The sequence below is a fragment of the Paraburkholderia acidisoli genome (genome assembly GCF_009789675.1).
GTDB classification, from domain to species: Bacteria; Pseudomonadota; Gammaproteobacteria; order Burkholderiales; family Burkholderiaceae; genus Paraburkholderia; species Paraburkholderia acidisoli.
Genome location: NZ_CP046916.1, coordinates 122,158 through 146,683 on the forward strand (window position 1 = coordinate 122,158; position 24,526 = coordinate 146,683).

Here is a 24,526-nt window from a genome sequence, read left to right on the forward strand (position 1 = left end):
CGGCTGCGTATTCGATGCGATGCACATTGGATTGGCGTCCTGCCTAACGGCAGAAATGACCGTGAACTTGAGTGTCAATCAGGATTGACACTCAAGGAAAAAAGAGGGCGCAAAGCGAGTGAGTTGTTTTCGAACTCACTCGCGGCTTAGAAGCGGCTCAAGAACCGAAAGCGCCGAGATTCAAGCTGTACGAATTACCGATCCACAACGCGGCATCGCGATGGTCTCGCAGACCATCGGACGTATTGGGATGTATGAAAACATCCAGTGCGCCGTGATTGAGCGTGAGCCACGCAATGACTTCAGTGAAGCGCTCGCACGCGATCGTCAATTGATAGGACCACATCGGGTGCGGACCGACGGGGCGTTCGTGAAAGCGCCCGATGGGAACGGTGTCGCCGAAACGTGCGGCAATGGCCTCACGCAGCGTCCACGCGGCATCGCGCGATGCGGCGCCGAAATAAACGTGAGCGTGCCAGCTCGCGATTTCAGCGGGATCGAGATAACTCATTGAAAACAACAGACAAAAGAAAGAAAGTCAGCCTGTATTTTCGCCTGGAATGTGCTTTGCTTGCAGCGATTCTCACAAACGGTAACGTCAACGCGAGTTGTTTGAATACGTGTCGCCGACCATGAGATGCACGATTTCGTCGCCGTGCGTTTGCGCGACCTGACGCTCGCCCGCCACTTCGCCGCGCCTCAACACCACGATGCGATCGGCGACGGCGAAAATGTCGTGAAGATTGTGGGAAATGAGAATCACGGCCACGCCCTGTGCCTTGAGCGCGCCGATCAGCGACATCACCTTGCGCTGCTCGGGCACGCCGAGCGCAGCCGTGGGCTCGTCCATGATCAGCACGCGCGCGTTCCAGTAGATCGCGCGGCCGATCGCAATGGCCTGGCGCTGGCCGCCGGAGAGCATTTTGACGGGGCCCGCGAGCTTGCGCGGCGGAATCACGATATCGAGCCGTTCCAGCACTTCGCGCGCCACCTGGGCCATGCGTTCGCGATCGATCGTCAGCAATCCCAACTTTCGTTGCACGGGCTCGCGGCCAAGAAAGATATTGCTGCCGACGTCGAGATTGTCGGCGAGCGCGAGATCCTGATAGATCGTTTCGATGCCTTGCGCACGCGCGTCTTGCGGGTCGCGCAATTGCAGCGGCTGGCCTTCGAAGCGCAATTCGCCGGAGTCGGCGCGATACACACCCGAGAGAATCTTGATGAGCGTGGATTTTCCCGCGCCGTTGTCGCCGGCGAGCGCGAGCACTTCGCCCGGCATCACGTGCAAGGAGACGCGCTTGAGTGCTTCCACGCCGCCGAAGCGGATCGACACGTCACGCGCCTCGAGTATCGGCGACGCGCTGGCTGCGTGACTCATTGCGCGCCTCCGAGCCGTTCCTTGTATTGATCGATCAGCACCGAAAGAATGATGACGATGCCGACCACGATGAATTGCCAGAAGGCATTTACGTCGATAAACACGAGCCCGAACTCGATCACCGCGATGATGAGCGCGCCGATCAAGGTGCCCACGACCGTGCCCGTGCCGCCGAACAGGCTCGCGCCGCCGATCACGACCGCCGCGATGGAGTCGAGCAGCATGGGCTCGCCCGCGTTGGCGGCGCCCGCCGCGAAGCGCGCCGTATAGACGATACCGCCCACCGCCGCGAACGCCGCCGCGATCAGGTAGATCGCGAACAGGTGACGGCGCACGTTGATACCGGCGCGGATCGCCGATTGCGGATTGCCGCCGATCGCGTAGGTGTATTGACCGAAGCGCGTTTGCGAAAGAATCACGTGCATGACCGCGAGCAGCACGGCCGTGACGATCACCGGCACCCAGCCCGTGCCCAGCCATGCGAGGCCCCCGTTGTTCACCGAGACCGTCATGCCGCTGCCCGCCGCGAGAAACCCCGCGCCCCGCGCCACGCCGTACATGCCGAGTGTGCCGATGAAGGCGGGCACGCCGAGCCGCGCGATCAGCACCCCGTTGACGAGCCCGGGAACCAGGCACACGAGCAGCGTGAGCGGAATCGACATCAACAGGATCCACGGCGAATTGCCGCCGGGAATCGTGAACTGTGCGACGCACACGGCCGCGAGTCCCATGACGAAACCCACCGAAAGATCGATGCCCGCCGTGATGATGACGAAGGTCTGACCGATCGCGAGCAAGAGCGGCGCACTCGCGGCGAGCCCGATCGATTGCAGGTTGTACGCGTTGAAGATAAACGAGCGATGCGCGGAAATGCGCGCCCACGCCTCGAAAAACACGAGCAATGCGCCGAGAAACAGCCACGGCCACACTTTGCTGACGAGCGCGAGCCGATCGAGTTGTTGGTCGTTCATTTCGATGTGCGAATGATCGTGGCGCCTGCGCTCAGTTCGAATAGATGTATTGCTTCGTCTCCGGCTTGTCGATATTGGTCTTGTCGAGCACGACGAAGCCCGTGCCTTTGAAGGTGGGAATCTTTTTGCCGTGAATGGCGTCCACGGCGAATTTCACCGCGTCGTAGCCCATTTGCTCGGGCAGTTGGGCAATGGCGATATCGACGAGACCGCTTTTGATCTGCGCGTCGATGCCCGGCACGGCGTCGAATACGACGACCTTCACCGCGCCTTCCTTGCCCGCCGTTTTCACGCCTTGCGCGGCGCCCGCGCCCGAAAACGTATTCGCGCCGAATACACCCGCGAGATCGGGATTGCGCGCGAGCACGGCGGCCACGTGCGAAGCCGCGCGATTGGCGTCGTCTTCGTTGTACTGCGTTTCGAGCACCTTGATATTGGGGTGCTGCTTCATCTCTTCCATGAAGCCTTGCGCACGCGCGTCGGTGCTCGAGATGCCGGGCTTGTTGTTCTCGCAATAAACCGTGCCTTTGTCGCCGATCGCTTTCGCGAGCGCGCGCGCCGCGACGCGGCCGCCTTCGAGGTTATCGGAAGCGATATACGAGAGCGGAAAATCAGCATTGCCCTTGCCGGTTTGATAGTGGCCGTCGCCGATATAGGTATCGACGGTAATCACCTTGATACCCGCGTCGGCGGCTTCTTTGAGCGGCGCGATGAGTTGTTGTTTGTCGACGGGCGATACGAGCAGAACGTCGGGGTGCTTGGCAATGAATGCCTTCAGGATGGGCACCTGCTCGGTGGTGTTCCAGGCTTTGGGCACCTGGAAGAGCAACTGCACGTTGGTCTCTTTCGCCGCGCGCTCGGCGCCGCGATGCATCGTGAAGTAAAACGGATCGGTCACGCCGGGCAGCAACGCGACGACCGGATGCGCGGCATCGGCGTGCGCCATGCCCGGCAACGCACTGGCAACCACGGTGGAAAGAGCCATCAGACAGCCGAGAACGATGCGCATCATCTTTGTCTTCCTCCAGGTGAGAGTCCGACGCACGGCGCCCCGTCTTCCCGAGGCGACGACGCCCGGCAGCAGCAGTGGCTCAGTATACTGACGCGCACTGCTGCGGGGCCTGGTGTTTTCCTGAAGTCGATGCGTCGTTTTCGCGCTGTTTTAGCGTTACTGCGGCATTGTTATGGATTCCGCATTATTTGAGGAACAGCCGATACACGGGGTTCTGCGTTTCCTCGTAATACGGATAGCCGATGGTGGCGAGGAAGCGGCTGAATTCCGCGTGTTCCGCCGCCGGCACCTGAATGCCGACCAGGATCGAGCTGTAATCCGCGCCCTGGTTGCGGTAGTGGAACAGGCTGATGTTCCAGTTCGGCGCCATCGAGGAGAGAAAGCGCATCAGCGCGCCCGGCCGCTCCGGAAACTCGAAGCGGAACAGGCGTTCGTCGTGCGCGAGCGGCGAGCGGCCGCCCACCATGTAGCGGATGTGCTGCTTCGAGAGTTCGTCGCCGGTGAGATCGACCGTGGGGAAACCGTGCGAAACAAAGGTCTGCGCGATCTCCTGCGACTCGCCGCGGTTGCGGATCTGCACGCCCACGAAGATATGCGCGCGCTCGGCGTCGTCGATACGGTAGTTGAATTCGGTGACGCTGCGCGTGCCCACGAGTTCGCAGAAGCGCTTGAAGCTGCCGCGTTCCTCGGGGATCGTCACGGCGAACACGGCCTCGCGCGCCTCGCCCACTTCGGCGCGTTCCGCCACGAAGCGCATGCGGTCGAAGTTCATGTTCGCGCCCGAGGTGATCGCGACGAGCGTCTGGCCTTCGACGCCCGTGCGTTCGGCGTACTGCTTCGCGCCCGCCACGGCCAGCGCGCCCGCCGGTTCGAGCACGCTGCGCGTGTCCTGGAACACGTCCTTGATCGCGGCGCACAGCGCGTCGGTGTCGACGGTGAGCACATCGTCGAGATACTGCTGGCACAGCCGGAAGGTTTCCTCGCCCACGAGCTTCACGGCCGTGCCGTCCGAGAACAGGCCGACCTCGCTCAGTTCGACGCGCTCGCCCGCCTTCATCGACCTGGCCATGGCGCAGGAGTCGTCGGTCTGCACGCCGATCACCTTGATCTCGGGCCGCACCGCTTTCACATAGGCCGCCACGCCCGCCGCGAGCCCGCCGCCGCCGATCGGCACGAAGATCGCGTGAATGGGAGCCTGATGCTGGCTCAGCACTTCCATGGCGACGGTGCCCTGGCCGGCGATCACGTAAGGATCGTCGAAGGGATGCACGAAGGTCAGGCCGCGTTCTTCCTGAAGCTGCACGGCGTGCGTGTAGGCGTCGCTATAGGATTCGCCCGCCTGGACGATCTCGACGGTCGCGCCGCCGTGGGCGCGCACGGCATCGACCTTGACCTGCGGCGTGGTGACGGGCACGCAGATCACGGCCTTCACGCCGAGGCGCGCCGCCGAAAGCGCGACGCCCTGCGCGTGATTGCCCGCCGAGGCGGTGATCACGCCGCGCTCGAGCTGCGCGGGCGTGAGGTGGGCCATCTTGTTGTAGGCGCCGCGCAGCTTGAAGGAAAACACCGGCTGGTTGTCTTCGCGCTTGAGGAAGACGCGGTTGCGGATGCGGGCGGAGAGATTGCGCGCGGGCTCGAGTTCCGTTTCGCGGGCCGCGTCGTAGACGCGAGCCGTGAGGATCATTCGGAGATAGTCGATCTCGCCGCGTTGAACCTCGGGCACCTTGTTCGATGGGACGGTTTCTGCGGTTGCAGCGGCGCGATGACTTTGATGGACCTGCATGACGGCTCCTGTGCTCACTCTCATGTTGACCAGGAGGCAGGAACAAAAAACCCGCCTCGTGGGGCGGGTTGTTGTCGCGGCTTTCGGAATGCGCTAACCCACCATTCGATGAATGGTGCGAATAATCAGCGCGATCGAGAAAGGGCGGCGGTTCATTCTTCTAGAATGACTTAGGGCCGAATGCTTGTCAACGCTCATGTTTCGGCCGATCAAATTAGATTACAAAATACGTTGCATTCATTACGCGCGGCGCGGATTGGTATGACCGATGACCTCGGTCCGACATGGACAGTCGAAACGAACTCACTTTAGCGCGTATTCCCGTGAAACATTCTAGGATTTCTCTTGTAAGTCCATGATATATCGGGTGAAAGCTTGGGAAAGTCCAAATTGGTGTGATGTTTCACGATTTGGCCCTACGGCATGTTTGGCGTGCTGTCAGGCAGCGAAAAACAAGAAAAAGGGCGTCCGCAGACGCCCTTCCCCACCCTCTCGCGCCTTAGACAATCAGGCCACGTCCGGCGTTTCCATTTCCGATGCCCACTGATCAATGACGGTCTTGACGCGCTCTGCCAGACGTTGCTGGTCAGCCGCCGCAATTCCCTTCAGGCTGAGCTCGGCGCGACCATCGCCGAACAGCTTCAATTCGCCCAGCGCCACACCATCGGGGCGGTTGAACTGCACACGCGACTGATAATGCGTGCGGCGCGGCCCGATACGTCGAGCACCCGCCTCCGCCGATGCCGCCGCTTCGAGCTTGCGCACGCTCGCCTTCCCTTCCACGACTTGCTGCAGCCAATGCTCGGCTACCGTTGCGCCTGCGCGATCGAAGATCAGCTTGATGTTGTAGGCGTGACCCAAGCCGACGTCACTACGATTCTGGGCCATGCGTTGAAGCAGGAACGGCGGCAGCGATGTGAGCGAAATGACCTTGCTGATGTGCTTCGGATCTTCGCCGACAGCCACACCCAGCTCGACCTGATCGACGTAGATGCCGTCGTCGAGCAGTTTCTTCCACGCGAGCGCATCGTCGAAAACGGTTTGCTCTTCGCGCTCCTTGTTGGCGTGATAAGCGCGCAGATAAAGATTCTGGTTGTCGAGACCGTCGCGAATGTCGGCGTCGATGAACTTGTCGCCGCGCGAGCGTGCAGCCCGAATACGACGTTCGCCATCGACGATCACATATTTGCCGGGAAATTCGCCGAGGCGCGTCACCAGAATCGGCGTGATCTGTCCCTGCGCTGCAAAGCTTGCGGCCAGTTCGTCGATGGTCTCCGCGCTATAAAACGCTCGCGGGTTGTACGGGTTCGACACCACGTCGTCGACGGAAATCTTCTGCACCGCATGCAGGGCGATGACCACATCGGCTTTTTCAGCGACCGGCATCTCCTGCACGACTTCCGTTGCGGGGACAACTGGCGCACCCGCGTCGCGTTGCGCAATATTGACGACGTCGGCCTCAGCCAGTCGCTCCCCTGCCGACACACGTTCGGCGGCCATGCCTGCGCGAACTTTGCTAGTGAAATTGAGCTTAGCGGCCATCGACGGTTTCCTCCTCTTCTTCCTGGACGAGCGCGATGATCTCGCTATAAACCGCGCTGATCTCGTCCTTGGCAATCTTCGTCCCGCGCACGCCGCGAACGTCGAACACAGTCCGACCCAGTGCGGCTGCCTGACGATAGAGTTCACGCTGCTTGACCGTCGCTGCGAAGACGCGGACGTTGCTCTCGGCAAGAATGGCGCTCATCTGCGTATGAAGCAGTGTCTTCGAATTCGATTTATTCAGCAAAATCGCAAATTTTCCAGCCGGATTCGCGACGCGAGTTCGTTCGACCAACTCCATCATGCCTTCGCTACTCCAGATATCGATCGGCGAGGCGTCGGTCGGGATGATGGTCGCATCGGCCACGGCGAGCACGCGCGCCGTCGTCAGGTCGTTGATATTGGGCGGGCAATCAACGATCACGACATCGTAATCGTTCGCCAGAGCGGCGATTTCCGGGCCGATCATCTTTTCGAGCTTATGGATGCTGCCAACCCGAAAGGGCAAGGGTGTTTCCGGGCCGGCAGCGGCGCACCAGCTCATGCAAGACTGCTGGCCGTCGGCATCGGCAACATAGACTTTGTAGCCCTCGGTCTGAAACGCTCCCGCCAAATTCATGGTGGTCGTAGTCTTCCCGACACCACCTTTCTGGTTCGCAACCGCGATGACAAGTCCCATTCAATTCTCCGTGCACTGTTCGACAGCCGATGAAGCTCCACGCACTCTCCACGTGGAGACTTCCTGTGGTCAACTCGCAGTCTAGCGGCTAGTTAAAGTAATTTCTAGGATTACAGGCAGAAAATTATCGATTTATGACTGAAATGGCCGAAAGGATAAGTCGTGGGGATTTGAATCGTGGATTGAGGCTGGAGCGGGTTCAGATCGAGCCATTGTGAGTCTCATTCTCCACGTGGAGAGCGAGGGCACGACATACGCGACGATCGCGCATGATCTAACGGTCGCAAAATCATTTGCAGCAGATTGCACTCCGCGCGTTTGCGCTATGGACTTGGGTTACGGGTACGGTTGCAAGAGCCTAGGTTGAGCTTTGGAATCCTCCGACATCTTGGATGAAGCTCAGCTCTGACGTGCTAAGCGGCGATGCCGGTTGAAAAGACACTTTGAGCGAGGAATTGAATACGGTCGTAATCAGTGCGTTTGCCCGCGTATTTCATTGTGGCCACCGCGATCTTCCCGAACATCAGCAAGAATGTGCGCCCGATCAACCGAAACCGGCGGAGTCTAGCGCGAACATCTCGCAGTTCTCTCCACGTGGAGAGAACTTAAGTTCCAGCGAGCAACCGAATCACAAACTAGTGCACGCAGTAGACACCGCGTACTTCGACCTCGATTAATCTCCACGTGGAGATTCGCGTGGACCAATACTAGGTTTGGTTGTCGCGACCGGCGGGCCATTTGCTCTTGAGCGATCAGTGGATGACGAATTGCAAACCGACCCATCAAAGTCGCGATCGAATAATCGCGCGGCGTAAATGCCCTGATCGGCACCATCAAATCTCCACGTGGAGAAACTCTAAACAGCAACGCACATGCGTGAAAGATCGACGGCTATCAAACGAGGATGTAACCCAAGTTTGTTTAGAGTCTCGGCAATTCAAGCTAAATTACGAAGGAAAGATAATTAAATTTGATTAATTTATGGATGAAAATTTTGTGGACGAGTAAGGGCGAAAAAAATGGCGGCTAAAGCCGCCATCACCATTTGGACCAAACTCAATCACTCATAACCCGCGAGTCTTCAGCGCAAGCTCAACCTCCGTGGCAGCCTGGGCATCGCCGGCTGTCGGTGCCGATGGGCCGCTCAACAGGAATTCGAGCAGATCCGTCGCTGTCGGTTGACCCCAGGTATCGAGCACCACCCAGCGGAAGAAGTTTGTCGATGCCATTTTGCTCGGCACCTTCGTCGTCGAGACCTTCAGCTTATCCATGCCAACGGTCTCGTTGTAACGCTGGATCAGCGCCGTCTGATCGTCGTATTCGAGTTCGTTGAAGTACGCACGCGCCTCGGTGATCTTCGCAGCGATATAACGATCGGCGACCTGATCCTGGCTTTCGCGCGCGCGGCCGGCATCCGCGGTAGCCGTCGCCGCGTTGGCGCCCGGCAACTCGTAGCCTTGCATCAACGCCTTACGGAAATACGCGGCAACATTGGCAAGCGGCGCCGCATTCTTCTGCGCAACGCGCGCAGCCGTATAGGCGATGGCCGTGCGGATTTTTTCGTCACCGTATTGCTTGATCAGGCGACGCGCTTCAGAAACGGGAATGCTGAACTTCGACATCTCGCCGATCAGCAACGTTTCGTTGACGCGCAACTCTTGCGCGGGATCCGTCTCCGGCTTGCGTGTTACCCGAAACTGCAGCGCAACGACCGAGCGTCCGACCTTGTGCTCGATCAGCTCGAACAGGTGATCTGAAATCTCGTTCACTTCCTTGATGCACGGAACGAGCACCCGGCTCTTGAATTGCTTGTAGAGCTTGTACGACTGCGCGGAGGTGTCCTGTCCGAGAATCAGATCACGCAACGTCGCGAGCGGAAAGCGCGCAGTCACGCCCACGGCCTCGTAGCGCACGACGTTTTCCCACAGCGCCAGCGAATGTGCCTTGCGAAACTGCCGCGTGATCCGCATATCGATCATCGCGTAGATTTCCGGGTTGAGCAGTTCGCCGCGGATCTGCTCGGAGAAGGTGTAGCGCAGCACGGACCGCTCGAGTTCGGCACCCGCGAGCAGACCCGACGCCTTCCAGATGCTGCGTTTATCCTGCGTGAGATAGTCCCAGTTGACGACCGTGCTGATGAGCGAGTTGATCGTTTCCTTGACGTACTCGGTGTTGTTGCTGTTCAGGTCGACGTCCTGGGAGAGGGCGGAAATCGTGATCTCGAATGACGAGCGACCTTGCTCGAGCGAATCCTGGCGGATTGCATTCTTGATCAACGAGCTGAACATTTTGCGCTGTTGCAGGCTAATCGACCCGGATTTCGGAGCGATATGAATCGCCGGGACGGCCTTGCGGAACAGATCAGGCGGCTGGCCTTGCTGAAATACGAGTGCACCTTGCTTGTCGGCATCGCCGGCGTCGGCCTTTTTTCTTGCCATATGACCCACGTAAAAGGGAACCTGTTCGGTTGGTAACTGTATACCAAGCGACCTGGTGACTCAAGGCTGCGATGAACGCCGTGGTAGAGCACGACAGTACGTGACGCCAAGGTTGACAGATCGTGGTTCCACTCAGATACAGCCGTGCTCCGGAGGTGGGTGGCGAGGGTCCAGAAGCCGCAAAGCAGTTCCCATAACAAGGTACCTTAGAGATCGGCAACCCCTAAAACTGGTCCCATACCTGGATACCAATGTGCAGAATGTGAGTACTTACTCTCGCTATTGAACGAATCACAGGTAACTGAATATGGGAAAACGGCTGGTGTCGAAGATATCCCCATTCCAGACGCCAAGCAGCACATGGGCCGAGGCAATCCTCCCATTCATGGTGACCTTCAAGCGATCCCATAAGCGGGCACCTACCGCTATCCGCGATACCGATCCTTCTCACTGCCTGGTGGGAACGGCATCCCAGATGCGGTTACCTTTGTTAGCCCCCATAAGCGGTGACCTTGAAACGGATGAGCCTCGATGACACCGGCCCCTTCAGGGTTTCAGCATGACCATAGAGGCAGAAATGGCTGCATGCCACCCCGAAAGGGCGCCCATAACCGGTTACCCAAGGAAATCCCCATAACTGGCTACCTCACTACGCTCCCGGATCTGAAAAATACGGCACCCGGGACGAGCAAGCGCCCATAACACGTGACCTTTCCCACCTCCCATAGCCTGCTACCTATCTCTGGAAACGCCCGTTTTCCCATACTTGACGACCTTGTTCCCATATCCAGAGGCCGGAAAACCCATGGTTGGATACCGAGATCCCATATCCACAACCCGAAGTCCCCATAGCCGGTACCTCAGATCCCATAACGCGCCACCAAATCGGCCGCAAACCCACGCCAGGTAAGGCTTTCCGCCGCCTAAAGGTTTACTAAAGTAGTTAAAGCGTAAAGGTAAACACTGAAACACACGTGTTCGACAGGAAAGACGTTTCCCAAAACCCGTGACCTGAATGGATGTAAGCGGTTACCAACCTCCGATCTCCCAACCCCGGTTACCTTCGGCTCAATACCCCTTCAATCCACCCATTTCGCGTTACCTTAGCGCTTTCAAGCTAAGAATCTACTTTTACTATCACCCGCAGATAGCTGATCTGTAACGATAAAACCCTATTGGTATCCACGTATGGGACTTCAGAAATCACATGAGGTCGCCGTCTATGGGACGAACCTTGATTGGCTCGCCTGAAAGTGGCATCGCGCCGGCGGAATGCCATCCGCGCGGAGTCGCTACCTCATCCATGCCATGCCCGACCCACCCCCGGCACGGCGTGTCGATCCGCGTTGCTCCCAAATCCGGTTACCCAACCGATGGTCACCATTCATGGGGACGCGCTACCTCACACATGGCGGACCGCCAAAAGGTGCACTGCACAACTCCAACACGGTAACCTCAAACAGCCACCTAAATTTAATTTCATGAAAGCGAACGACGGTTGCCGCCGCGCGCAACGCTAAACTGATCGCTCTTGAAAGTCGCGCCGCCGGGGCGACGGAGTGCGAGGAACATGAGTCAGGTGCGCGTGTTGACGGTCGAGGACGATGCCGTGACGGCCAACGAAATCGTCAGCGAATTGAGCCAGCGCGGTTTTGCCGTGGATTGGGTGGACAACGGCCGCGACGGCATGGCGCGCGCGATGAGCGACGACTACGACGCCGTCACGCTCGATCGCATGCTGCCCGGCGTCGATGGCCTCTCGATTCTCACCGCCATGCGCACCGTCGGCATTCAGACGCCGGTGCTCATGCTGAGCGCCCTCGGCGACGTCGACGAACGCGTGCGCGGCCTGCGCGCCGGCGGCGACGACTATCTGACCAAGCCGTTCGATCCGGAAGAGCTGACCGCGCGCCTCGAAGTGCTCCTGCGCCGCCGCGACGCCCAGAACGTCGCGCGCGAGACCGCGCTGCTGGTCGGCCCGCTCGAGCTCGACCTGATCTCCCGCAAAGTGCGCCGCGACGGCGAAGAAGTTGCGCTGCTGCCCACCGAATACCGCGTGCTCGAATTCATGATGCGCCACGCGGGCCAGACCATCACGCGCACCATGCTGTTCGAGGCGGTCTGGGGCTACCACTTCGATCCGGGCACCAACCTTATCGACGTGCACATGGGCCGCCTGCGCAAGAAGATCGATCCGCCGGGCATGCCGCCGCTCATCCAGACCGTGCGCGGCTCCGGCTACATTCTCGGATAACCGCGTGTCGAGCCGTTCCCCCGCCGCCGCGTCCGCGCCCATGCGCCGGCGCTGGCACACCACGACGTTCCGCTGGCTGTGCGCCTACACGGCGCTGTTCGGCGTCTTTCTCACGCTGCTCGTCGGTTTCATCGCCTGGACCGCGACCACCACGATCGAGCGCGACGCCGACACCATCATGGGCTGGCAGCTGATTTATTTCGATGCGATTCCCGACGCCGACCTGCCTCGCGTGATCCACCAGCGGCTCGAGCACGAGCGCATGCACGTGAATTACTACGGCCTGTTCGCCGCCGACGGTCACCGCGTGGCCGGCGACCTGCTCGCGCCGCCCGCCGACCTGCCGTTCACGCGCGAGGGCAAGACGCTGCATCACACGCTCGTGCTGCGCGACCGCGAGGTTTCGCCGATCGCGCGCGTGGTCGGCATGATGCGGCCCAACGGCATGCACCTCGTGCTCGCGCGCGACATGACCAACGTGCTGAGCATCCGCAAGGACGTCGTGCGCGCGCTCACGCTCGGCGCGGTGCTCGCGCTCGTCGCGGCCGCGAGCGCGGGCCTCGTGCTCGGCATGCGGCAGATCCGGCGCGTGCGCGAAATCCGCAGGGTCACCGAATGCATTGCGCGTGGTGACCTCGCGCGCCGCCTGCCCGTGGGCGGCGACGACGAACTCGACATGCTCGCGCACCTCGTCAACCACATGCTCGACGAAGTCGAACGGCTGATGGGCGAGGTGAAGGGCGCCTGCGACGGCATCGCGCACGACCTGCGCACGCCGCTCGTGCATCTGCATACGCTGCTCGCGCGCGTGGCCGAGCGCGAGAGTCTGCGCGGCGATGTCGACGGCACCGCCATGCTCGATCACGCACGCGCGGAGACCGGACAATTGCTCGAGCGTTTCCGCGCGATGCTGCGCATTTCCGAAATCGGCACGTTGCAACGGCGCGGCGGTTTCGCGACCGTCGATCTGTACGAGCTTGTCCAGGAACTCGCCGATCTCTACGAACCGCTCGCCGAAAGCCGCGAGATCGAGTGGCGCGTGAACGCGGAACGCGTGAGGGAGATTCACGGCGATCGCGCGCTGCTGTTCGAGGCCTTCAGCAATCTGATCGACAACGCGCTCAAGTTCGCGCCGCCAGGCGGCATCGTGAGCGTGACCTTGCGCGCGACGCCGCTCGGCCCGCTGCTCGAAGTCGCCGACAACGGTCCCGGCATTCCCGCCGGCGAACGCGCGGCCGTGCTGCAACGCTTCTATCGTGGCGACGGCGTGCGCCATATCGCCGGCTCGGGGCTCGGGCTCTCGATCGTCGCGGCCGTCATGCGCGTGCACGACTTCACGCTGCGCATCGACGCCGCGCCGGAACTGCGCGCTGCCGGCGCGCTCGGCATGGGCGCGCGCATGAGCGTGGAATGCTGGCCGCGCGCGCTCGCCTGACTTTCCGCCATGCGTATCCTGCTCATCTCGCCGCACCACGCCGAAGGCGCGTGGCTGCACAAGGCGCTCCACGAAAGCGCGCACAGCCTGCAACGCGCCGACGACCTGCGCGACGGCGTGTTCGTCGCGGGCGAGGAACCGTTCGACGCGGTGATCGTCGTCGCGCTGGATGGCGCACGGCTCACGGCGCTGCACGCCGTGCTGCCCGGTCTTGTCGAGGTGGCGCGCGGCGCGGCCATCGTCACCGTGCTGGGCGTCGAGGCGAGCGCGCGCGAGCGTTCCCGGCTGCTGCGCGCGGGCGCCGACGCGTGCTTTCGTCATCCGTTCTCGTTCATCGAAATGCACGAACGCCTGCTCGCGCTCTCGCGCACGGCGACGAAGCCGCCTGCGCCGGTCGCGTCGGCCACGCCGTTGCCGCACGACGCGTTGTCCGCGCAAGCCGCGAAGGCCGCGCCCCGCCTCGACGCCGCCACGCGCGAAATTGTCGAGGGCGAGCGCCGCGCCGGACTCACGCGACGCGAGTATCTGCTGATCGAATGTCTGCTACGCGAAGCGTGCCGCCCGGTGCCGCGCGAGCAGGTGATCCGTTACGCGTGGCCCGAGAAGGACGACATCGACGCCTCCACGGTCAATCTCGTCGTCTCGCGGCTGCGGCGCAAGCTCGACGGTGCCGGTATCGACGCGCGCATCGAGACCATCAGCCGCTACGGTTACCAGTTGTCGCTCGGCGCTTGAGGTCACCTGCGGCCGCGCGTGGTTACCTGTGGTCACGCGAATTTTCACGGTCGCTTTTCAGGTGACCTAGCAGGTGACCTAGCAGGCAGCCGTCTGAGGTAACCGTTTGTGGGAACCGGTTACCTATCCGAGCGAGCCACGCTTCGAATCCGCATTCCGCAGACGTAAAAAAACGAACGGCACGCTTGTGAAAGCGTGCCGTTCGTCGTGGTGCACGAAGTGCGACGAATCGCACCGCGGCCGCGAAACCCGCGGCGCCAGGCGCTTCGCCGTCGATCAATGCGCGTACAGCGTCGAATTCAGATACGCGAGCTGACCGTCCTTCTCCGCTTGCACGAGTTCGTGATAGACCTGCGCGCGCGTCTTTTGCGCGACTGGTTGCCCATAAGGCGGTACCCATGCGCCCGGCGAGAGTGTCGGCGCCGTATCGATCGCGGCGACCTGGGTCGAGTCGTTCGCGTGGCTGCCTTGCGAGCCTGTGGCCGGTGCGGCGGTTTGCGCGAAGGCGGACGTGGTGACGACGGTGCCAGCGAGCGCGGCGATGAGCATGAGCGTCTTCATGGTGACGATTCCTCCAGTAACGAGAACGGTGTGCCGGTTATCGAATGCGCGGTAACGCATCCGGTATTGACAGATTACTTAGGCATCCGTATCGAACGGACTGCGCCACCATGAAGAATTGTTTATCGTCGATGCGCATTTGCGCGCGCCAGCCGGTCGATCACGACGTCTTGGGCGCCCGCAGCGCCTGCGTGCTCCAGCCGCCGCCGATCGCCTGAATCAGGCCCACGGTGGCGTCGAGCCGCCGCGTATCGAGTTCGAGCGAGGCGATCTGCGTGGAGAGCTCCGTGGTCTGCGCCGTGACGACGTCGAGGTAGCTGACCACGCCGTCGCGGTATCGCGACATCGACAAGGCGAGCGTGCGCTGCGCGGCCGTGAGCGCGTCGTTTTCGCGCCCGGCCTCGTCGCCGAGATGGTGCAGCAGCGCGAGATTGTCCTCGACCTGCTGGAACGCGCTTAGCACCGTGGCCTTGTATTGCGCGCCGTTCTCCGCGAGCTTCGCCTGCGCGCCGCGCACCGCCGCCGCGCGCTTGCCGCCGTCGAAGATCGTGCCCATGAGCGCCGGGCCGATCGACCACATTTCGTTGGGCGCGGCGAGCCATGGCGAGAACGTCGTGCTCTGGTAACCGCCGTCGATGCCGAGCGAGAGGTCGGGGAAAAACGCCGCCTTCGCCACGCCGATCTCCGCGTTGGCGGCCGCCACGCGACGCTCGGCCGCGGCGATGTCGGGGCGCCGTTGCAGCAGCGCGGAAGGCAAACCCGCGGGCAGATTCGGCAGGTGCGGGCGCAGCGTGTCGGGCGCCACGTTGAACTGCGACGCGGGCACGCCGACCAGCGTGGCAATCGCGTGTTCGTACAGCGCGCGCCGGGCGCTCACGTCGGCGGCGGCGGCTTGCGCCGAGGCGAGTTGCGTTTGCGCGCGCGAGACGTCGAGCGACGACGCAATGCCGCCGCGATGGCGGCTTTCGGTGAGCGCGAGGGCATGCCGGTACGCGGCGATCGTGTCGTCGAGCAGCTTCGCCTGCTGATCGAGCCCGAGCAGATCGAACCACGTGGTCGCGAGCTTCGCCTGCAGGCTCAGTTGCAGCGAGGCGATGTCGGCTTCGCTCGCCACGCTCGACGCCTCGTTCGCCTTCACCTCGTTGCGGACCTTGCCCCACAGGTCGAGGTCGTAGCCGATGCCGACATCGACCGTATCGGCGTTGTAGACGTCGGGCTGGCCCGAACCGCGAAGCGGCCGCAACGCCGACTGCCGCTCGCGCGTGATGTCGGTTTCGGCGCCTACCGTCGGCATGAGCGCGGCGCGCGCCTCGCCCACGAGCGCGTCGGCTTCGTCGTGACGCGCGAGCGCCGCCGCGATGTTCGGGTTCGCCTGCGCGACCTTGGGTTCGAGCTGATCGAGCATCGGGTCGCCGAACGCGCGCCACCAGCCGTCGCGCGGCAATTGATCGGCAGGGCGCGCCGTTTGCCACGCGCCCGCTTCCTTGAAGTGCGTGGGGATCGCGGCGGCTGGCGCGTGATACGCAGGCGCGAACGAACAGGCGGAGAGCAACGCCGCCGCCGCGAGCGCGATCGATCGCAAGGTGTGGCGTGTCACGGAACGTTCAGCCATGCGCATGCTCCGCGCGGTTCGCGTCATGCGCGGCGCTCGACGCGAGGCGTACCGTGTCGCCGTTCGCGAGCGAGTCGGGCGGGTTGTCGATCACGCGCTCGCCCGCATGCAGGCCTTGCGTGATCTCCACGCGCTGGCCGAGATCGGTGCCGATAGTGATGTCGCGCAATTGCACGTGACCGTTCGCGTCGGCCACGGCGATCTGCTCGCCGTTGGCGCGGAAGATCAGCGCGCTCGCGGGCACGAAGAGGGCGTGCGCGTCGCCGGGCATCGCCAGATGCACTTCGGTGTACTCGCCGGGGAAAAGCTTGCCCGCGCTGTTATCGACGGCCAGTTGCACGAGCATCGTGCCCGAGGCGGGCGAGATCGACTGGTCGGTGTCCACGAGCTTCGCGTCGAACTTCACGCCGGGGCGCTCGGGCACGGTGAGCGTCGCGTGCATGCTGGGCTGGATCGAGGCGGCGTCGTTTTGCGGCACACTCACGTACACGCGCAACTGCTTCGCGTCGGACACGGTGAAGAGGTCCGGGCCGCTGCCGCTGCCCGCGTCGATCAACGCGCCCACGTCGGTCTTGCGCGCGGTCACCACGCCGTCGAACGGCGCGGTGAGACGTTTGAACGATTCGAGTGCCTCGAGCCGCCGCACGTTGGCTTGATTCGCCTCCACGGTCGCCTGCTTCGCGAGCAGATCGGCGGTCTTTTCGTCGGCGTCCTGCTGCGAGACCGATTCCTGCTTGAGCATTTCGCTCCAGCGCTGCGCCGTGGTCGCGGCGAGCTTTTCGTTGGCGACCGAGTTGCGCAGATCGGCGCGCGCCTGCTGCAACTGCTGGTCGAGGTCGGGCGTGTCGATCACGCCGAGCAGTTGCCCGGCCTTCACGTGCGTGCCGATGTCGGCGTACCACGCGTGCAGATAGCCCGAGACGCGTGCGTAGATCGGCGCGTTCACGTAAGCGGCTAGGCGCCCCGGCAGCACGAGCGGCTGCGAGGCCGGGCTCGCTTCGGGCAGCACGGTTGCAACAGTGGGAATGGCTTGCGCGTCGGTCCACGCGGCTAGCGCTTCGTGCGCGTGCACGCGGCTGAACACGCCGCCGGAGACGACGCCGGCCGCGATCAGCAGCGCGATCGCCGCGGCGGATTTGAGGTGGCGCAGCGGCTGCGGTGCCGCGATGTCGACTTCAGTAGACATGGGATTCTCCCGTTTCGAGGGCGGTTTGTTCCGTGGATGTTTCGGATGACGAATCGTTTCCGTGCTCGCCGCTGGCTTTGCTTTCGCCTCGATGCACGAGGCTGAACACGACCGGCACGAACAGCAGCGTGGCGCAGGTCGCGCAGATCAGGCCGCCGATCACGGCGCGGCCGAGCGGCGCGTTCTGCTCGCCGCCGTCGCCCAGGCCCAGCGCCATCGGCGCCATGCCGATGATCATCGCGAGCGCCGTCATCAGCACGGGGCGAAAGCGCGTGAAGCCCGCTTCGAGCGCGGCGCGCATGGCGTCGCCGGTGACCGCGAGCCGCTCGCGCGCGAACGAGATCACGAGAATGGCGTTCGCGGTGGCCACGCCCATGCAGAGAATCGCGCCGGTGAGCGCCGGCACGGAGAGCGGCGTGTGCGTGGTGAACAGCATCCAGACGATGCCCGCGAGCGCGGCGGGCAGCGCGCTCACGATCACGAACGCGTCGGCCCACGAGTGGAAGTTCACGACGATCAGCAGATAGATCAGCAGCACCGCGCCCGCGAGTCCGAGCAGCAAACCCGTGAAGGCGCTGTTCATGGTCTGCACCTGGCCGCGCATCGTCACGGTCGAGCCCTTCGGCAGGTCCTTCGCGGTGGCGTGGATCACCTTGTCGATCTGCGAAGACACCGCGCCGAGATCGAGACCCTGCGTGGTCGCGTAGATGTCGTAGAGCGGTTCGATGTTGTAGTGCGACACCACCGCGTCGGTCTGGCCGCGCTTGATCGTGGCGATACCGCTCAGTATCTGCGAGCCGCCGTTCTTGCCGGTGATGGGCAGATTCTCCAGCGCCGAGAGCGTGTCCATGCGGTACTGCGGCGTTTGCGCGACGATCGGATACGACACGCCGTTCTGCGGATTGAGCCAGTAGGTGGGCGCGACCTGGCTCGTGCCCGAGAGACTCGCGACCACGGTATTGGTCACGTCCTGCTCGGTGATGCCGAGTTCGCTGGCGCGCGTGCGGTCGACGGCCACCGTGAGTTGCGGATAGGTGGACGCCTGCTGGATGCGCGGATCGGCCACACCCGCGATCCTGCTGATCTTGCGCAGCAGTTCCTGCGCATAGACCTTGTTCGCCGCCTGGTTCGGGCCGCTCACCTGCACGTCGATCGGCGCGGGCGAGCCGAAGTTCAGGATCTGGCTCACGATGTCGGCGGGCAGGAACGAGAACGTCGTGCCCGGAAAGCGGCGCGGCAGTTGCGTGCGCAACTCCCGCACGTACTGCGCGGTGGGGGCGTGCGATCTGGCGAGCGTGATGAGGATGTCGCCGTCCTGCGGTCCGATCGTGCCGCTGTTGTTGTACGTGAGGTTGATGCCGCTGTTCGGCAGCCCGATGTTGTCGATCACGCTCGCGAGTTGATTGGCGGGAATCGCGGCGCGCACGGCATTCTCGACGTGATCGAACAGATCGGCGGTTTCTTCCACGCGCGTGCCGATGGGCGCGCGCACGTGCAACGCGATCTCGCCGGAGTCGACGTTCGGGAAGAAGTTGCGGCCGAGGAACGGCACGAGCGCGAACGACAGCGCGACGACCGCGAGAAAGCCCACGATGAAGCGCTTGCGATTCGTGAGCGCGAGCCCGAGCAGCACGCGGTAATTCGCGCGTACTTTCTCGAATCGGCGCTCGAAGCCGCGCTGGAACCGCACGAGCGGGTTGCGCGAGACCGGCGCGTGATCGTGCGCGCCATGCGGCGCCATCGCCGCGGCCAGTTCGCCCGAAGCATGCCCTTGCGAAGCGTGGGGCTTGAGCAGGTAGCGCGCCATCATCGGCACGAAGGTGCGCGAGAGCACGAACGAGGCGATCATCGCGAAGATCACCGCTTCGGCCATCGGCACGAACAGGAAGCGCGCGATGCCGTCGAGCAGCAGCATCGGCACGAACACGATGCAGATACACAGCAGCGAGACAAGGGCGGGCGCGACGATCTGCGCGGCGCCGTCGAGGATCGCGCGGCGCACGTCCTTGCCTTGCTCCAGATGCCAGTTGATGTTTTCGATGGTGACGGTGGCGTCGTCCACGAGAATGCCCACCGCGAGCGCGAGCCCGCCGAGCGTCATCACGTTGAGCGTTTCGCCGCAGGCCGCGAGCGCCGCGATGGCCGCGAGCACGGCGAGCGGAATCGACGCGGCGATGATGAGCGTGGAGCGCCAGCTGCCGAGAAACAGCAGGATCATGGCCGAGGTGAGCGCGGCCGCGATGATGCCTTCGCGCGCCACACCGCTCACGGCGCCCTTCACGAACACCGACTGGTCGGACAGCGGCACGAGCTTCAGGCCCGGCGGCAGCGTCTGCTCGATGAGCGGCAGCTTCGCCTTCACGCCCGCGATGATGTCGAGCGTGGACGCCGAGCCGTTCTTCATGATGCTCATGAGCACGGCGCGATGGCCGTCCACGCGCACGATGTTCGATTGCGGCGGATAACCGTCGCGCACGTGCGCCACGTCCCGCATATCGATGACCGTGCCGTCCACGGTCTTGATCGGCAGCGCGTTGAGCTGATCGATCGAGAGCGGGCTGTTGTTCAGGTGAACGTTGTATTCCAGACGGCCGATCTTCTGCGTGCCCGCCGGAATGATCTGGTTCTGCTGCGCGAGCGCGTTGGCCACGTCCTGCGCGGAAAGCTTCTTCGCCTGCAGCGCCTGCTGGTTCAGGTCGATCTGCACCTCGCGAACCTTGCCGCCGTACGGTGACGGAATCGCCACGCCGGGCACCGAGAGCAGCGCCGGCCGGATGAAGTTGGTCGCGTAGTCGGCGAGCTTCTGCTCGTTCAGCGTGTTGCTCGTGAGCGCGAGTTGCAGCACCGGCACGGTCGACGCGTTGTAGTTCAGAATCTGCGGCGGCGTGGTGCCGGGCGGCATCTGCTTGAGCACCGTTTGCGACACCGAGGTCACCTGCGCGGTGGCGGTGCGCACGTCCACCGTGGGCTGGAAGAAGATCTTCACGACGCCATAGCCGCGAAACGACTGCGACTCGATGTGCGCCACGTCGTTCACGGTGGTGCCGAGCGTGCGCTCGTAATAACTGACGATTCGTCCCGCCATGTCGTCGGGCTGCAGGCCCGTGTAGTTCCAGACCACACTGATGACGGGTATGCGAATGTCGGGAAAGATATCGGTAGGCGTGCGTAACGCCGCGAGCGGGCCCGCGATCAGGATCAAGAGGGCCAGCACGATGAACGTGTACGGTCGGTTCAAGGCCAGCCGGACGATTTTCAGCATCAGAAGGGGCTCCGGTCAGAACATCGGCGCCGGCGGGTGCGAAATCGCATGAACCGGCGGCGCTATTGTGTCGAGCGGGCCCTAACAACCGGCAGCCAGATAAATGAAGAAAATTTTAACTATCTGGTTAATCTCGGCATCGATTCGGATATCGAATCAATCGGCGTGATGTTGCCGTGATGTTGCCGCGAGGTTGCCATGATGTTGCCGCGGCGAAACCGTCAACCGAGCAGATAACCCGAGCCGCGGATGGTGCGAATGAGCGAAGGCTCGCCGGGTGCGTCGACGCGATGGCGCACGCGACCCACGTGCACGTCCACGAGATTGGTGCCGGGATCGAAGCGGCCACCCCACACGCCTTCGAAGATCATCGTGCGCGTGAGCACTTCGCCCGCATGGCGCATCATGAATTCGAGCACGCGCATTTCGGTCGGGCGCAGCGTGAGCGGTTTGCCGCGGCAGGTGAGGCGGCGTTTGACGAGATCGAGTTCGAGCGGCCCCACGCGCAACTGCGTTTGCAGCGAGGTGGGCCGCACGCGGCGGCGCACCAGGGCTTCCACGCGCGCCTGCATTTCGTCGATGGAAAAGGGCCGCGTGAGGTAATCGTCGCAGCCCGCGCGCAGGCCTTCGATGCGCTCTTCCACGCCCGCCGTCGAACTCATGACGATCACGGGCGTTTCGATGCCCACGCCGCGCATGGTGGTGACGATGGTGAGGCCGTCGAGGTCGGGCAGGCGCCGCTCGAGCGCGACGGCGTCGTAGTCGCCGGCCATGGCGAGCGCCATGCCCTCGCGGCCCGAGCGCGCGACGTCCACCTCGAAGCCCGTGGCGGCGAGCCGGGGTACGACGCTGCGCTCGGTGATGGCGTCGGGTTCGATGGTCAGGATGCGCGGCATAAACCGTCTGTCGTGCGGCGCATCAGGCAACGGCGCGCAGGGCGACCGGCGCGTGCTGCGTCGCGCCCGAGCGGAAGTGCTCGACGGAAAAGTCGATGAAGCTGCGGATCTTCATGGTGAGGTAATTGCGGCCCGAATACACGATCGAGAGGTGCTGCATGCCGCCGTTCACGTCGAACGCGTTGAGCACGGGCAGCAGCGCGCCGCGCGCGAGATCGTCGGCCACGAGCGGCAGCGGCAGACGCGCGACGCCCATGTCGGCGAGCGCGGCGGCGCGCACCGTGGCGTAGCTGTTGGCCGTCATCGGGCCGTTCACGTTGATGCGCTGCACGCCCTCGGCGTTGGTGAATTCCCACGCGCGCGGCGCGTCGGAGACCGCGAGCAGATCGTGCTCCGCAAGCTCGTCGGGCGTGCACGGCGTGCCGCGCCGCGCGAGCCACGCGGGCGTCGCCACGAGCATCTCTTTGAGCGAGGCGAGCTTGCGGCTCACGAGCGAGGCGTTCACGGCCTGGCGGTCGGTGGCGAAGCACACGTCGAAGCCGCCTTCGATCAGGTCGATGTGCGTGTCGTACGCGGTCACGTCGAATTCCACGCGCGGGTTCATCTGCCGGTACGCGGTGAGCACCGCGGGCAAGCCGGCGCTCGCGAACACGTTGGGCGCCGCGATGCGCAGCACGCCGCTCGGGTCGCGGGTCGCGCGCACGAGATCCGACTCGACTTCGTCGAGCTTGTCGATCACGGCGCGGCAGCCGTCGAGATAGAGGCGGCCCGCCTCGGTGAGCGAGAGGCTGCGCGTGGAGCGATTGAGCAGGCGCATGTTCAGGTGCGCTTCGAGCATGCCCACGCTGCGCGTGACGGCGGCCGCCGACATGCCGAGCTGCTTGCCCGCGAGTCGAAAGCTGTTCAGATCGACGACGCGCGTGAAGACGCGCATGGCCTGGAGCTGGTTCATGGTGTGCGGTTCCGCTGAAATGTCGCGTGATGGCGCCGGGCTGGCGCGGCTTAGTTGGGCAGGGCGTGCGCGAGCGCCGGAGCGCGCGCGGCGGCGGCTTCGTGCTCGCTGAGCGCTTCCTTGAGCCGCTGCATGCTCTCGGTGGGAATGGCGAAACCGGTCCAGCCGAGGCCGGTGTGGCGGAAGAAAAAGACCGCGCCGTCGAACAGCGGATTGCGCTCCGTGTACCAGCAGGGATCGATTTCGAGCAGATATTGATGCGCGCGCTGCGGATGATCGGCCACGGCGGGCCGCATGCCCGCGCGCAGCTTGCTGAGTTCTTCGATAAGACCGTCGACCTCGGTGGCGTCGAGCAGCGCGGCTTGCCCGTTCACGTTCACGCAGACCGCGTGCTGACCATACTCGTTGACGAGTTCGAGCGACATCGGCTTTTGCATGTTGCGTACCTCGCAGTGCGGAAACTGGAGGCATTATCGGCGCGCGTGCCAAGCCGATGGCTGAAGTTGCGGCGCACTATAAATGAAAACTAATTTAGGAAGATCGTGCACGCATGCACCGCGAAAAAACATGCATACACGATGAACTATATATACGGATAGAAATCGCAATTATCGATTTTTCGCGCGCGCCGCTACGCTGGCACCCATCTTCGATACTTCGACGCAGGCCGCCGCCGCGATCATGTCCCGCACCGCGATCATCGAATGGCTGACGAGTTTCCTGCCGCAGCCGGCCGCGCCCCATCCCGCCGCGCCGCCGTGGCGCGAGCGCTTGCGGCGCTGCGCGGGCGCGTTGTTCGGTATCGCGTTCACGGGGCTCGCCACGCACGCGGCGTTCGGTGCGGCCGGCGACATCCCGCTGCTCGTCGCCCCGATGGGCGCCTCGGCCGTGTTGCTGTTCGGCGTGTCGGAGAGCCCGCTCGCGCAACCGTGGTCGATCATCGGCGGCAACCTCGTTGCGGCGCTCGTGGGCGTGGCTTGCGCGCGCTGGATCGACTCCACGGTGATGGCGGCGTCGGCCGCGGTCGCGCTGGCGATCTGCGCAATGTTCCTGTGCCGCTGCGTGCATCCGCCTTCGGGCGCGGTGGCGCTCACGGCCGTGCTCGGCGGACCGGCCGTGCACGCGTTGGGCTTTCACTTCGTACTCGCGCCGATCGCGTTTCAATCGCTCGCGCTGGTGAGCGCGGCGCTCGCGTTTCATGCGCTCACGGGGCATCGCTATCCGCGCGCGGCGTTCCGGCCCGCGGCGGAAGCGGCCAACGCATCGATATCCGCTGTGCCATCGACATCATCGTTCGCGCTGCCCGCGCTCGAACCCGTCGACAAACCCATCGCCTCGTTCGAACAACTCACCTGCGAAGAGATCATGTCGACGCCATGCGCGGCCGTGCCCGCGACCATGGGCACGCACGCAGCGCGCGAGATGTTCCGCCGCCACGGCGCGACGGCGCTGCCCGTGGTCGATGCGATGGATCGCGTCGTGGGCATGGTCACGCAGCACGCGCTCGGCGAGATGGCGCCGCTTGCGGCATGGGCAAGATGGCGGCGCGCGCTTTTGAAGTCGGGCGCGCGTGCGGAGAAAACGGGGGAAACAGGGGCGCGGGGCGAGGCGAAGGACACGGTGGCGGCGGTGATGGCCGCGGGCGTGCACGCGGTGCATCGCGCGACGCCGCTCGCGCAACTCGTGCCGATGTTCACGGAGCACGCATGGCACGACGTGCCCGTGATGGACGACGCGCGCCGCCTGATCGGCGTGGTGCGGCATTCGGACATGATCCGCTGGCTGCATCGGCAGGCGGGCGCCGCGCAGCCCGCTTGATGCGGTGATGCC

19 protein-coding genes are annotated in these 24,526 nt (G+C 63.6%); 4 read left to right on the forward strand and 15 right to left on the reverse strand.

Annotated elements, in window-relative coordinates:
* Positions 1-157: 157 nt before the first annotated feature.
* The 8 genes from FAZ98_RS29145 to FAZ98_RS29180 all read right to left on the reverse strand — a co-directional run bounded on the left by FAZ98_RS29145 (position 158) and on the right by FAZ98_RS29180 (position 9,803).
* Entirely contained in the window at positions 158-511 is a 354-nt protein-coding gene (locus tag FAZ98_RS29145) for a DOPA 4,5-dioxygenase family protein (protein WP_158956820.1), read from the reverse strand.
* Positions 512-598: 87 nt separating this feature from the next.
* Positions 599-1,378: an ATP-binding cassette domain-containing protein gene (locus FAZ98_RS29150; RefSeq protein WP_158956822.1), complete on the reverse strand. Its 780-nt coding sequence runs from the start codon at positions 1,376-1,378 to the stop codon at positions 599-601.
* A complete protein-coding gene (locus FAZ98_RS29155; protein ID WP_158956824.1) occupies positions 1,375-2,349 on the reverse strand; it encodes an ABC transporter permease subunit in 975 nt (324 codons plus the stop codon). Before FAZ98_RS29155 ends, FAZ98_RS29150 begins: the two co-directional genes overlap by 4 nt.
* Positions 2,350-2,380: 31 nt before the next feature.
* Positions 2,381-3,361, reverse strand: coding sequence for an ABC transporter substrate-binding protein (locus tag FAZ98_RS29160; protein WP_199272480.1), 981 nt, complete (start codon positions 3,359-3,361; stop codon positions 2,381-2,383).
* Between the two features lie 184 nt (positions 3,362-3,545).
* Entirely contained in the window at positions 3,546-5,144 is a 1,599-nt protein-coding gene (gene ilvA, locus FAZ98_RS29165) for a threonine ammonia-lyase, biosynthetic (RefSeq protein ID WP_158956826.1), read from the reverse strand.
* A 507-nt stretch (positions 5,145-5,651) separates the two neighbouring features.
* Positions 5,652-6,686: a ParB/RepB/Spo0J family partition protein gene (locus FAZ98_RS29170; protein WP_158956828.1), complete on the reverse strand. Its 1,035-nt coding sequence runs from the start codon at positions 6,684-6,686 to the stop codon at positions 5,652-5,654.
* A complete protein-coding gene (parA, locus tag FAZ98_RS29175) occupies positions 6,676-7,365 on the reverse strand; it encodes a ParA family partition ATPase (RefSeq protein WP_158956830.1) in 690 nt (229 codons plus the stop codon). The genes FAZ98_RS29170 and parA overlap by 11 nt, the downstream gene beginning before the upstream one ends.
* 1,064 nt (positions 7,366-8,429) lie before the next feature.
* Positions 8,430-9,803 (reverse strand): replication initiation protein, encoded by a 1,374-nt coding sequence (locus tag FAZ98_RS29180; RefSeq protein ID WP_158956832.1) that lies wholly within the window; start codon positions 9,801-9,803, stop codon positions 8,430-8,432.
* Positions 9,804-11,382: 1,579 nt separating this feature from the next.
* On the opposite strand from FAZ98_RS29180, the gene FAZ98_RS29185 reads away from it, so the two are divergent.
* From FAZ98_RS29185 to FAZ98_RS29195, 3 genes are read left to right on the forward strand one after another with little or no spacing between them, the layout of a single operon-like run.
* Positions 11,383-12,057, forward strand: coding sequence for a response regulator transcription factor (locus FAZ98_RS29185; RefSeq protein ID WP_199272496.1), 675 nt, complete (start codon positions 11,383-11,385; stop codon positions 12,055-12,057).
* Positions 12,058-12,097: 40 nt separating this feature from the next.
* Complete coding sequence (locus FAZ98_RS29190; protein WP_158958574.1) at positions 12,098-13,492, forward strand: sensor histidine kinase; 1,395 nt, start codon at positions 12,098-12,100, stop codon at positions 13,490-13,492.
* A gap of 9 nt (positions 13,493-13,501) precedes the next feature.
* Positions 13,502-14,227, forward strand: a complete 726-nt coding sequence (locus tag FAZ98_RS29195; RefSeq protein WP_158956836.1) for a response regulator transcription factor — start codon at positions 13,502-13,504, stop codon at positions 14,225-14,227.
* A 276-nt stretch (positions 14,228-14,503) separates the two neighbouring features.
* On the opposite strand, the gene FAZ98_RS29200 is transcribed toward FAZ98_RS29195, so the two are convergent.
* The 7 genes from FAZ98_RS29200 to FAZ98_RS29230 form a co-directional block, all read right to left on the reverse strand.
* On the reverse strand, positions 14,504-14,788 hold the full coding sequence (locus FAZ98_RS29200; RefSeq protein WP_158956838.1) for a DUF4148 domain-containing protein: 285 nt from the start codon (positions 14,786-14,788) through the stop codon (positions 14,504-14,506).
* A gap of 160 nt (positions 14,789-14,948) precedes the next feature.
* Positions 14,949-16,400: an efflux transporter outer membrane subunit gene (locus FAZ98_RS29205; protein WP_158956840.1), complete on the reverse strand. Its 1,452-nt coding sequence runs from the start codon at positions 16,398-16,400 to the stop codon at positions 14,949-14,951.
* Complete coding sequence (locus FAZ98_RS29210; protein WP_158956842.1) at positions 16,393-17,586, reverse strand: efflux RND transporter periplasmic adaptor subunit; 1,194 nt, start codon at positions 17,584-17,586, stop codon at positions 16,393-16,395. Before FAZ98_RS29210 ends, FAZ98_RS29205 begins: the two co-directional genes overlap by 8 nt.
* Positions 17,576-20,848 (reverse strand): efflux RND transporter permease subunit, encoded by a 3,273-nt coding sequence (locus FAZ98_RS29215; RefSeq protein WP_158956844.1) that lies wholly within the window; start codon positions 20,846-20,848, stop codon positions 17,576-17,578. Before FAZ98_RS29215 ends, FAZ98_RS29210 begins: the two co-directional genes overlap by 11 nt.
* A gap of 221 nt (positions 20,849-21,069) precedes the next feature.
* Positions 21,070-21,744 (reverse strand): response regulator transcription factor, encoded by a 675-nt coding sequence (locus tag FAZ98_RS29220; protein WP_158956846.1) that lies wholly within the window; start codon positions 21,742-21,744, stop codon positions 21,070-21,072.
* A 22-nt stretch (positions 21,745-21,766) separates the two neighbouring features.
* Positions 21,767-22,696, reverse strand: coding sequence for a LysR family transcriptional regulator (locus FAZ98_RS29225; protein WP_158956848.1), 930 nt, complete (start codon positions 22,694-22,696; stop codon positions 21,767-21,769).
* Between the two features lie 50 nt (positions 22,697-22,746).
* A complete protein-coding gene (locus FAZ98_RS29230) occupies positions 22,747-23,133 on the reverse strand; it encodes a hypothetical protein (RefSeq protein WP_158956850.1) in 387 nt (128 codons plus the stop codon).
* Positions 23,134-23,377: 244 nt separating this feature from the next.
* On the opposite strand from FAZ98_RS29230, the gene FAZ98_RS29235 reads away from it, so the two are divergent.
* On the forward strand, positions 23,378-24,514 hold the full coding sequence (locus tag FAZ98_RS29235; protein WP_233273004.1) for an HPP family protein: 1,137 nt from the start codon (positions 23,378-23,380) through the stop codon (positions 24,512-24,514).
* Positions 24,515-24,526 lie beyond the last annotated feature (12 nt).

What these genes read in the sequence shown, in the direction of transcription:
- parA (WP_158956830.1), bottom strand. Translation starts at nt 7,365, where the DNA reads ATGGGACTTGTCATCGCGGTTGCGAACCAGAAAGGTGGTGTCGGGAAG.
- FAZ98_RS29205 (WP_158956840.1), bottom strand. Translation starts at nt 16,400, where the DNA reads ATGGCTGAACGTTCCGTGACACGCCACACCTTGCGATCGATCGCGCTC.
- FAZ98_RS29215 (WP_158956844.1), bottom strand. Translation starts at nt 20,848, where the DNA reads ATGCTGAAAATCGTCCGGCTGGCCTTGAACCGACCGTACACGTTCATC.
- FAZ98_RS29220 (WP_158956846.1), bottom strand. Translation starts at nt 21,744, where the DNA reads ATGCCGCGCATCCTGACCATCGAACCCGACGCCATCACCGAGCGCAGC.
- FAZ98_RS29225 (WP_158956848.1), bottom strand. Translation starts at nt 22,696, where the DNA reads ATGAACCAGCTCCAGGCCATGCGCGTCTTCACGCGCGTCGTCGATCTG.
- FAZ98_RS29230 (WP_158956850.1), bottom strand. Translation starts at nt 23,133, where the DNA reads ATGCAAAAGCCGATGTCGCTCGAACTCGTCAACGAGTATGGTCAGCAC.
- FAZ98_RS29170 (WP_158956828.1), bottom strand. Translation starts at nt 6,686, where the DNA reads ATGGCCGCTAAGCTCAATTTCACTAGCAAAGTTCGCGCAGGCATGGCC.
- ilvA (WP_158956826.1), bottom strand. Translation starts at nt 5,144, where the DNA reads ATGCAGGTCCATCAAAGTCATCGCGCCGCTGCAACCGCAGAAACCGTC.
- FAZ98_RS29200 (WP_158956838.1), bottom strand. Translation starts at nt 14,788, where the DNA reads ATGAAGACGCTCATGCTCATCGCCGCGCTCGCTGGCACCGTCGTCACC.
- FAZ98_RS29190 (WP_158958574.1), top strand. Translation starts at nt 12,098, where the DNA reads ATGCGCCGGCGCTGGCACACCACGACGTTCCGCTGGCTGTGCGCCTAC.
- FAZ98_RS29160 (WP_199272480.1), bottom strand. Translation starts at nt 3,361, where the DNA reads ATGATGCGCATCGTTCTCGGCTGTCTGATGGCTCTTTCCACCGTGGTT.
- FAZ98_RS29155 (WP_158956824.1), bottom strand. Translation starts at nt 2,349, where the DNA reads ATGAACGACCAACAACTCGATCGGCTCGCGCTCGTCAGCAAAGTGTGG.
- FAZ98_RS29180 (WP_158956832.1), bottom strand. Translation starts at nt 9,803, where the DNA reads ATGGCAAGAAAAAAGGCCGACGCCGGCGATGCCGACAAGCAAGGTGCA.
- FAZ98_RS29145 (WP_158956820.1), bottom strand. Translation starts at nt 511, where the DNA reads ATGAGTTATCTCGATCCCGCTGAAATCGCGAGCTGGCACGCTCACGTT.
- FAZ98_RS29150 (WP_158956822.1), bottom strand. Translation starts at nt 1,378, where the DNA reads ATGAGTCACGCAGCCAGCGCGTCGCCGATACTCGAGGCGCGTGACGTG.
- FAZ98_RS29210 (WP_158956842.1), bottom strand. Translation starts at nt 17,586, where the DNA reads ATGTCTACTGAAGTCGACATCGCGGCACCGCAGCCGCTGCGCCACCTC.
- FAZ98_RS29235 (WP_233273004.1), top strand. Translation starts at nt 23,378, where the DNA reads ATGTCCCGCACCGCGATCATCGAATGGCTGACGAGTTTCCTGCCGCAG.
- FAZ98_RS29195 (WP_158956836.1), top strand. Translation starts at nt 13,502, where the DNA reads ATGCGTATCCTGCTCATCTCGCCGCACCACGCCGAAGGCGCGTGGCTG.